Annotated in this window: 10 protein-coding genes; 8 read left to right on the forward strand and 2 right to left on the reverse strand. The window is 33.1% G+C overall.

Annotated features, from left to right (window positions below; genetic code table 11):
- The first annotated feature begins 298 nt into the window (after positions 1 to 298).
- Positions 299 to 1129 (forward strand): flagellar motor protein MotB, encoded by an 831-nt coding sequence (locus H033_RS0112855; RefSeq protein WP_026838670.1) that lies wholly within the window; start codon positions 299 to 301, stop codon positions 1127 to 1129.
- 73 nt (positions 1130 to 1202) lie between these two features.
- Here the strand turns inward: H033_RS0112855 and H033_RS0112860 are convergent, their stop codons facing one another.
- On the reverse strand, positions 1203 to 1496 hold the full coding sequence (locus H033_RS0112860; RefSeq protein ID WP_026838671.1) for a putative quinol monooxygenase: 294 nt from the start codon (positions 1494 to 1496) through the stop codon (positions 1203 to 1205).
- Positions 1497 to 1529: 33 nt separating this feature from the next.
- Complete coding sequence (locus tag H033_RS0112865) at positions 1530 to 1943, reverse strand: DoxX family protein (protein ID WP_026838672.1); 414 nt, start codon at positions 1941 to 1943, stop codon at positions 1530 to 1532.
- 335 nt (positions 1944 to 2278) lie between these two features.
- Here H033_RS0112865 and H033_RS0112870 point away from each other — a divergent pair, with 335 nt between their 5' ends.
- The 7 genes from H033_RS0112870 to H033_RS0112900 all read left to right on the forward strand — a co-directional run bounded on the left by H033_RS0112870 (position 2279) and on the right by H033_RS0112900 (position 8500).
- Entirely contained in the window at positions 2279 to 2776 is a 498-nt protein-coding gene (locus tag H033_RS0112870) for a DUF4402 domain-containing protein (protein WP_026838673.1), read from the forward strand.
- 415 nt (positions 2777 to 3191) lie between these two features.
- A complete protein-coding gene (locus tag H033_RS0112875; RefSeq protein WP_196809441.1) occupies positions 3192 to 3593 on the forward strand; it encodes a DUF4402 domain-containing protein in 402 nt (133 codons plus the stop codon).
- A gap of 87 nt (positions 3594 to 3680) precedes the next feature.
- A complete protein-coding gene (locus H033_RS0112880; RefSeq protein ID WP_026838675.1) occupies positions 3681 to 4184 on the forward strand; it encodes a DUF4402 domain-containing protein in 504 nt (167 codons plus the stop codon).
- Between the two features lie 89 nt (positions 4185 to 4273).
- Positions 4274 to 5098: a hypothetical protein gene (locus tag H033_RS0112885; protein ID WP_026838676.1), complete on the forward strand. Its 825-nt coding sequence runs from the start codon at positions 4274 to 4276 to the stop codon at positions 5096 to 5098.
- Between the two features lie 16 nt (positions 5099 to 5114).
- Entirely contained in the window at positions 5115 to 7673 is a 2559-nt protein-coding gene (locus tag H033_RS0112890; RefSeq protein ID WP_026838677.1) for a T9SS type A sorting domain-containing protein, read from the forward strand.
- A complete protein-coding gene (locus H033_RS0112895) occupies positions 7670 to 8197 on the forward strand; it encodes a DUF4402 domain-containing protein (RefSeq protein ID WP_026838678.1) in 528 nt (175 codons plus the stop codon). Before H033_RS0112890 ends, H033_RS0112895 begins: the two co-directional genes overlap by 4 nt.
- A 24-nt stretch (positions 8198 to 8221) precedes the next feature.
- Positions 8222 to 8500, forward strand: coding sequence for a hypothetical protein (locus H033_RS0112900; RefSeq protein WP_026838679.1), 279 nt, complete (start codon positions 8222 to 8224; stop codon positions 8498 to 8500).
- The last annotated feature ends 32 nt before the right edge of the window (positions 8501 to 8532 follow it).

Consider the following 8532-nt stretch of genomic DNA (forward strand, 5'->3'; position numbering starts at 1 on the left):
AATTATTCCCACTTAATTTATGATTTCCACAGAAATGATTGCTTTAATATGTTCGTAGATTCTATAAAAAAGGGCTTTTTAAGGCCCCGGCTTGGACTTAGATTATTTCTTAGATAACTGAATATTAACTGCTTAAACTAATATCAACTTAGCTTTAAAAGAGATCTCTGTTAATAAATTAGATTGTAGGCACATGCACTGGCACTGTTATCGCAAAGAGAAGCGATAGGGTCTTAGTAAAAATAAGAATATAATTTATCATCAAATAATCAAGGACCTTTAAATCAAAATTTATAATATGAAAAAAACAGTATTAGTAACCGTATTGTCTGTAGCAATGTTCAGCTCATGTGTGTCTAAGAAAAAATATGTAGCACTAGAAACTGAATTGTCTAACACTCAAAGTAATTTGCAGCGTACTGCAATGGAAAAAGAAGAGGCGCAGGCAAAATTAGATGCTATTGAATCTCGTGTTGCAGATTACAATGCGAAGATCAATTCTTTAAAAGAATCTAATGACGAAAAAATGGAGATGAACGATCTTACCGTTATGTCCAATAAAACAAAACAACAAATGAGAGCTACTTTAGCAAAAGTAGATCAAAGTGAATTAAGCAAAGCAACCACTCTGGAAGATTCAATCAATCTTGCAGTTTCTTATAATTTAAAGCAATCTATCACTGATGATTCTGAAAGTGATGATGTTCAAATTACCGTAGATAAAACAGTAGTGATGATAAATGTATCTGATAAACTGCTTTTTAGAAGTGGTAGTTACAGATTGAATAACAAAGCTGATGGGTTGATGAAAAAATTAGCAGAAGTTATTAATTCTGAACCTAGTATGGAAGTGATGGTAGAAGGTCATACAGATTCTCAAACTATGGTACCCGGATCTCATATTCAAGACAATTGGGATTTAAGTGTTAGAAGATCAACTTCTATTGTAAGAGAGCTACAAGACAAGTATAATGTAGATCCTTCCAAATTAATTGCATCTGGAAGAAGTAGTTATGCACCTTTAGTAGAGAATTCTGACAAAGAAAATATGGCTAAAAATAGAAGAACGAGAATAGTTATTATTCCTAATCTTGATAAATTCTTTGCAATGATGGATTCTGCTGAGTAAAAGGTCCATTTATATAAAAAGGCCTAACACAAATTTGTGTTAGGCCTTTTTAATTTTTGTGTAATTATAAAAATTATACAGCAGAAAGAATTTCAACCTTTTTAATAGTTGGTGGCTCACTTAATAATTCTGAAGCTTTTTCCATAAGTGCTTTAGCTATCTCACCATTTAAATGTGCTTCTCTTCCAGATTCTTTTTCGAAAGTATCAAAGATCCCAAAAGTAGATTCATCTATTTTAAACGAATACCAAGTTATTGTTTTCTCCTCTTTTCTCGCCAAATTAACAGCTTCTTTAATAAAGTTGGAAACTTCCATTTCTTTCCCTTTTTTGGCTTTTAAAGTAGCCAGTAATCCTAAATTTTTCATGTTTATATTTTTTAATTAGTTCGTTTTTTGAGCTTATTTCTTAAGAAAGTAATGATCCAAAGCATATTTACCACTTCCCACTATCACTATAAATATATAAACTACTAAATATATTAAGGCCAATTCTTTAGTTTGAAAAGGATCTTCCGCATGGATAACAAAAAATGCAAAGGCCATAGTAAATAAAAGAATAAATGCTGCCAATCTGGTAGCCAGACCAAAAGCTATAAGCAAAGAGCAAATAACTTCAGCAAAAACTACGAGAGTTAGCGTAGCGGTTTGCCCAATTCCAAAAGGATCTGCAAAGGAAATTTCTTGAGACCCAAAAAGCATTATTAATTTCGGAATTCCATGACTAAGCATTAATGCTGCAATTGCAATTCTCAAAAACAGCAGTCCGTAATCTACGGCTGGAAGATGTAAACTTGTAGTGTAAGTCTTATTCATAGTTTATAAAATTAAGAGGAAAAGTTACAAAATATATGTTATCTCCAGATTATTATAACAACCAGTATAAATATACCTTAATCCCGCTTTAGAAATAGGAGGTCCAAGAATTGTAAGAATAATTCCTACAATTAACATTCCTCTAAATTGATCTATAAAATCTAATTCACTACTGATAACGTGCGATGTAGAATTAAAAATTGATGATTTCGAATCGGAAAATAAAAACAAAACGTTAAACTTTTAAGCTGTTTGTCGATTTTAACGTGTATTTCATCGGTAATAAGATGTGGTTTTTTATATTTGAGTACCTACTTATTTATATGCTTTATACTATGAAAAACATTCATACACTTATCGGAATTTTAACATTGTGTTTTTCTAGTATGAGTTTTGCTCAAGCCACCGCAACTTTTAATGCCTCGGTTACAATTATTCAACCAATTGGAATAACTACAACTTCAGATCTTAAATTTGCAAACGTAGATGCTAAAAATGGTGGAGAAATAACTCTTAGTCCTAATAGTACAAGAACAACTTCTGGTGATGTAGCATTATCTGATGGTGGGATAGTTTCTGCAGCATCTTTCGAGATCACTGGGGAATCTGGATATACATACGCGGTAACTTTACCTGGTGATAACTATGTGTTATCTAATGGGAGTGAAACTATGGAGATCAATAATTTTACTACAGATTTTAATAGTGATAATGCACTTGCTGCAGGATCACAGAAAATTAATGTTGGGGCCACTCTTAAAGTAAATCCTAATCAGACTCCAGGAACCTATGTTAATCAAGGTGGGTTTAATGTTACTGTGAACTACAACTAAGAAATACATTATACAATACAACATATCTCCTACATTTTATTACTTCAACTCATTCTTACGTCTTCCAAATTAAAAAAGACAGTTCATTTTTAAACTAAATTCTTGTTTTAACAAAAAATGGGAAAATAAAAGTTCCATTTTGGATCGTTTTAACTTAAAAGGCAACAAATCTAAAGAATTATCCTCTTGGAAATTTCTCAAATGCAATATGATTTATGCTTTTCGTCGATAAAAATGTGTTTTATAACGAGTATTTAAGGTTTTTTATTACTGCTATATTTAAAATACTCCATATTTGCGGTGATATATTGAACAACCCCAAACTTACCTATATATGAAAAAAATTACTTTTATCTTATTCGCTCTTATCGCTGGAACAACATTTGCACAGAGTACAGATACAGCAACTGCTCCTGTGACAGCTGAAATTGTAAGTCCAATTGGAATCTCACTTGATTCAGGTACAATGGATTTTGGAACGTTTATTTCAGCATCTGCTACTGGTGCTACAGTGGTATTGTCAGCTGACGGTACAACAAGAACTTTCACCGAAACCGCTATGGAGATGGCTGCTTATGGTGTATTTGGTGTACCAACTTTCGCTGTTACTAAGGACGATGATGTTACATATAAAATAGGTTTGGCTGTTACAACTCCTGTAACTGGAGAAGTAACATTAACAGATCTTACAAGCACTATTGGTGCAACATCAAATACTGCAGCAGCATTTAGTGTTGGAGGAACATTAAATGTGCCTACTACTGCTACAGCTGGTAGTTATGCTGGTGAAGTTACAGTTACAGTTACTTACGAATAAGAAACAAGTTTATTAGATATATAAAACGCCGCCCCTGTGGCGGCGTTTTTTGTTCTAAGCCTATTTAATTGATAACAGCAGCGACTTATGAAACCTATCTTACTTGTACTTTTTATAGTCTTTATTTCTATAAATGCTCATTCCCAAAATTCTGCTTCCACCAATGTCGAAGCAAGAGCTGTTGTAGTAGAGCCAATTAAAATATCTAAGTCGGTGGATCTTAACTTCGGAAATGTTATAGCAGGATATAGCCAAGGAACTATAATTTTATCCCCCGATGGAGCAAGAACAGCTAATGGGGTGCAAATCTCTAATGCTATTCCTGGTGAAGTATCTGCTGCAGAAGCTGTTGTTACTCACGGTGAATATAATTATTCCATTACCCTTCCTGAAAATTTCACATTATATAATGAGAGTAATCCTAATCAGATAATGGTTATTAACCAATTTCAAGTAACTCCTCTGCCAGGTATTACCAATCAGGGAGATGATATTTTAAAGATAGGAGCTACTTTAAATCTTGAGGCTAATCAATCCTCTGGTTATTATACAAATTCAGCTGGATTTAATGTAACCGTTTCTTATAATTAAGAACTTGAAATGACTTATTGTGTTTTCAATAGTTTAATTACCTTTGATTCTCAATTAATTAAAGAATCTTTTTCTATTTTCCACAAATCATGAAACAAAGTTCAAAGTCCCCATTCTTATTTGTTCTTGGAATATTATTCATTTTCAATTCTTCTTTCATCTATGCCCAAGGAGATCTAATGGTTATTCCTAAAAGATTAGTTTTTAGAGGATTAGAAAGATCTAAAGAGATCAACCTCATAAATACTGGAGCAGATACGGCTACCTATGCTATTTCATTTATTCAATACAAGATGAAAGAAGATGGAAGTTTCGATGAGATTACTGAGCCTGAAGAGAATCAGAATTTTGCCGATGAATTTCTACGTTATTATCCTCGAAGAGTTAATTTGGCACCAAATGAGGCACAAACTATACGCGTTCAAATTACCAAGAGTAATCTTATGAACCCAGGGGAATATCGCTCTCATATTTATTTTAGAGCAGTAGAAAAGGAAACTGCTCTAGGGGAAAGTGATGTTATAGTAGATGAAAATGCTATTTCAATAAATATTAAAACTGTTTTTGGTATTAGTATTCCTGTAATAATTAGAAATGGTGAATCTTCTACCGAGGTAAATTTAAAAGAGTTCCTCTTAATACAGGAGGATGATAAAACTCAATTATCCATTGAATTTAATCGAAATGGGAATTTTTCAACCTATGGCGACCTTTCTGTGGAATATATAACTGAAGAAGGTGAAAGCTCTGCTATTGCCTCGGTCAGAGGATTAGCTGTTTATACCCCTAATAATAAAAGAAGGTTTATTATAAACATACCCGGAGATATAGATTATTCTAAAGGCAAATTGAAGGTTACGTATAAAACAGAAGATGATATACTTTATGATGAAATTTTATATGATCTGAATTAGTCCCAAACTAAATTCTATGGTAAAAAAATACTTTTTAACCTATTCTCTTAATAATTTGAAATGTACACAACACTTCTTGTGTATTCTCTTCTTTCTATTTGTATTTAGTTTTTCAGGGGTTGTTTATGGGCAATCAATTAGTCAACCAACAGTTTCTGGCACTCCGGTATGTGGCGGCTCCTCAATTGAAGTTACTTTTACCGTTACTAATGGTAATGGTAATGGTAATAGTTTTACAAATAAAACAACTTATGATGTTTATGATTCAACCATAAGTGGAGGAGGAGAAGTTTTAACAGGTTCATTCACTGGTTATTCCGTAGGAGCTTCTGGAACTGTGACTTTAACTGTTCCAATTCCCAATGATAGAACCCTTTACCCTTCCAACTCAGATTACCAAATAAGAGTTGAGAGTTCTAAACCAAAAGCAAGTTCTATATATTCTGAACAATTTACTGTGAACAATGATCCAACCCCAACCCCTAATGCCTCCAATAATGGGCCTATTTGTATAGGTGGTGATTTAATTCTAAACGCATCCAATATTTCAGGGGCGTCTTATAATTGGACAGGGCCAAATAATTTTACATCTAATTTACAAAATCCCACTGTTAGTAATTTTAATTCTTCTAATAGTGGAGATTATTTAGTCACTGCAACTGTAAACGCTTGTATGAGTGAAACCGGAACTACAAATGTTGTATTAATCACTTCTAATACTTGGACTGGAGCACAAGATTCTAATTGGAATATAGTAAATAATTGGAGTTGTAATATCATTCCAAATGCAACTTTAGATGTTCTAATTCCATCTGGGGTTGTAAATTTTCCTCTATTAAATACTGGTGCAGCAGGCGAATGTAAGAATCTCACTATAAGTTCTGGTACCTCACTAAGAGTTTTAGACAATACCTTAAATATTAGTGGAACAGTTTCTAATAATGGAACTTTTGACTTAGAAAATGGAACTATAGGACTGCTAGGAAATAACCCTCAAACCATTCTAGCCAATACTTTTGTTTCTAATAAGATCAGAAATTTAATTATTAATAATACCTCAGGAGTTTCCCTTAGCGGGATTTTAGAAATAAGTGGTTACTTAAAAGCAACAAATGGCAACTTAAATACTGGAGGAAATCTAACTCTAATATCCGATGTTACCCAAACTGCTCTTATAGATGGTTCTGGAAATGGAAATATTCTTGGAGCTGTAAAAATGCAACGATATTTAGATGCTGCTTATGGCTATAAATATTTTAGCAGTCCGTTTGGTAATTCTACCGTTGGAGATTTTTCTTCATATGTAGATCTTAGCGCTACATTTCCTCAAGTTTATTATTATGATGAGAATAGCACCGATCTTAACAATACTGATAATAACACTAATGATATCACTGGGTGGAAACCTTATACCACTGCCGCTTCAGGATTAGGATCTCTGGAAGGTTATGCATTTAACTTTGGTCCAGATGCCAATGCAGTTACAGTAGAACTTAGTGGCAATATTAATAATGGCGATTTTACTCGTCAGTTATCGAATAACAATGGTACTTATACCAAAGGTTTTAATTTGGTAGGTAACCCCTACCCTTCTCCAATTGACTGGAATGCTTCAGGATGGACAAAAACCAATATTGATAACGGAATCTATTTCTTTTCTGCAAGCAGCCAATACAAAGGAACATATACCTCTTTTGTAAATAATGTTTCTAGTACAGATGGGGGTTCTTCTAGTATAATTCCATCTATGCAAGGCTTCTTTGTACATGTAACCGATGGTGGAGATAACACTTCAGTTACTAATGGAACTTTGGCTTTGACAAATGAAGTAAGAGTAAATGATTTTACTCAGCAATTCATTAAAAAAGCTGAACCAGCTCCGGTATCACTTATCAGACTTTCCGCCGGAATTAAAGGTAACAGTAAAAAGGATGCCATGGTAATCTATTTTGAGCATTTTTCTAAAGAGGTATTTGAAAAAGATATGGATGCATTAAAATTGATGAATACTGATGAGCGCGTACCTAATCTTTATAGTATTACCTCTGAAAGTGATAAATTATCCATAAATGCCTTACCCGAATCTTTTAAAAATACAAATCAAAGGATTCCTTTAGGTATACTCTCAGAAATGGATGGAGAAATGAGCATTCAGCTGAAAGACATAAAAAACCTACCTTCCAATTTTAATGTTTATCTAATTGATGAAGTAAAAAGAATCGGTCAGAATCTTTCTGATAAACCAGAGTATCATTTTAATATTAAAGTTGGAGAAAACAATTCCAGGTTTTACTTAATATTTTCTGAATATGAACTTAGTGATCCGGCCTTAGCTTATGATGAACCTTTTAGCGTTAAAATTATAGATGGTAAAGTATATGTAAAATTGAATCTGAAAAATGGTGGTTCTGGGACTCTAATGGCAACTACCATTACGGGGCAGCTTTTAGAAGTTAATAAGGTTACTGGAAATGAAACCATAAGCTTAGACGGTATTAAAAGTTCAGGTATATATATAATTAATTTGAGCTGGAAAGACCAGCACTTTTCAAAAAAGATAATGATCCAGAAATGAAAAATTTAAATTCAGCATTCCAACGAAACCTGAAATTAATTTTAAATTTTGGATTGGTATTATTTACCTTTTCTTCAGGGCTAAAATCCATTGCTCAGGAAAATCCACCAATCCCCATTGAAGTAAAAGTTAGAACTGCACGATTCTTAAATTTTGGAAAATTCACTCTTGGGACTACTGGAGGGACTGTAGTAGTAACACCAAATAGTCAAAGAACCCAAACCGGCGAAATTTACTTATTAAATCTTGGTCCCACCGTATCCTCTGCAATGTATGAGGTAAAAGCCAACCCAGGTACTATCATTACTATTTCTCATGACGATTTCTTTATGCTCAGTAATGGTGGAGATAAAATTCGTCTAGATAATTTGACATATAGCGTTCCTAAAACCTTCATTACAACTGCTTCAGCAAGTAGTATCAATGAAATTGAAATTGGGGGGACTTTGCATATAGGTAATATTTTGGGAAATCGCGCTGGGGCTTATAATGGAACGATTGTTATAACATTCATTCAACAATAAATTTATTCAAGTAAGCAGCCCTTAATGCACAAACTAGTTTCTTCTCGTAATTTATATGCTGACAATAGAATTTTGAACAAGTACCTTGTTGTATTTATTCTGTTTTTATTTCTAGGAAATTTTAATAGTAAAGCTCAGGAATATGATGAGTTTCCTATAGAATTAAGAGTTAAGGAATTGGGATTTACAGAAATTCCAGTTGCTATTAAAAATCAGGAAGCCTATATCTCGGTTACAGATCTCGGATCAAACCATATTATTGGGGAGCTCAAAAATTATGCATATAATTTAGTTAGTCTATAGAGGAAGAATTTCACATCTCTGACACCTCTAAA

The organism is Gillisia sp. JM1, from assembly GCF_000424645.1.
GTDB lineage: Bacteria > Bacteroidota > Bacteroidia > Flavobacteriales > Flavobacteriaceae > Gillisia.